Raw genomic sequence first — 259 nt, forward strand, 5'->3', positions numbered from 1 at the left:
GGTTTGACTTCCAGGGTGAGATTGAAAATATTGTTAGTCTGGGACAACATCTCGCTTGGAAAGGATTAAAACGCACCCAAGGCATTAAGGCTTGGTTACAGTCTTTATTTCTCCCTCGTTTACCGCTAAATGTCAATCCTGAAAATAACCGTGATGGAAAAGTTCATAGTAAAGCGCGCGATCGCGCTGCGATTCAACATCATTATGATGTGGGAGATGATTTTTATCAACTTTGGTTAGACCCTTGGATGGTCTATTC

At 41.7% G+C, this 259-nt stretch carries 1 protein-coding gene; it reads left to right on the forward strand.

Annotated elements, in window-relative coordinates:
* Window positions 1-259 (forward strand): class I SAM-dependent methyltransferase (locus tag R0J87_RS21975; protein WP_498888967.1); only part of this gene is annotated, 259 nt, incomplete at both ends.

It is taken from the genome of Halomonas sp. SIMBA_159, from assembly GCF_046536035.1.
In the GTDB taxonomy this organism is placed as follows: domain Bacteria; phylum Pseudomonadota; class Gammaproteobacteria; order Pseudomonadales; family Halomonadaceae; genus Vreelandella; species Vreelandella venusta_A.